The organism is Neisseria sp. P0021.S006 (assembly GCF_051956895.1).
This window is the reverse complement of sequence record NZ_JBQCWZ010000533.1, coordinates 1-907: the sequence shown is the minus strand read 5'-3', so window position 1 is coordinate 907 and position 907 is coordinate 1. Positions and strand designations below refer to the sequence as shown.

Below are 907 nucleotides of genomic sequence, written 5' to 3'. Positions count from 1 at the left end.
ACATATTATTGAATAAGCTTAATTTCTAACAAAAAACGTCACACATCCAAACTTGCCTCCTTTCCCTGTCACAAAAAACACAAAACTGACAAAAAACGTCAACCACCCAAATTCCCTAAAATCCTGAAACTTTCAAACAAAACCTCATAAAACTTAAAAATTAAAAAATAAACCCAATAAAAACAATGAATAGGAAATAAAAACTAAATTTTTTAACCAATTTTGCACACTTGGCACACAGACTGCTTGTAACAACACATCCGATAAGGCCCAAGCCTCAAAGCAGCAAGCCAGACGGAAGCTGTATATTCCTTCTTACTTATGGTTTACTCATAATACACAGTGCCAAGCACATTACGGACTTTTTACTTAAACACAATTATTCACACTTTCAAACTGGAGTTTTAAACAATGAAAGCAATCCAAAAAGGTTTTACCCTGATCGAATTGATGATCGTTATCGCGATTATCGGCATCTTGGCAGTTATCGCACTGCCCGCATACCAAGACTACACTGCACGTGCCCAAGTTTCTGAAGCCATCTCTTTGATGGAAGGTCAAAAGTCTGCTGTTGTTGAATACTATGCAGATAAAGGCGCATGGCCTACTAGTAATACCCAAGCAGGTATTGCAGATAAGGGAAGCATTAAGGGTAAATATGTTGATGAAGTAGAAATCGGAGCCAATGGTGTTATTACCGCCAAAATGAAAGCTGCTGACGTAAATAACGAAATTAAAGGCAAAACCGTATCACTTACTCCAACAGCAACTACAACTACAGGATCAGGTACAAGTGCCACAACAACTGGCAATGGATCTTTCACTTGGACTTGTAAATCAGGTACAACCAATGGCCTAGATCCAAAATTCTTACCTTCTTCTTGCCGTACTACTACAACTACTACAA

Annotated in this window: 1 protein-coding gene; it reads left to right on the top strand. The window is 38.0% G+C overall.

Annotated elements, in window-relative coordinates; translation table 11 throughout:
• Window positions 1–411 precede the first annotated feature (411 nt).
• Window positions 412–907: pilin (locus tag ACTHUM_RS15505; protein ID WP_440403356.1), on the top strand; the 496-nt coding region annotated here is incomplete at its 3' end.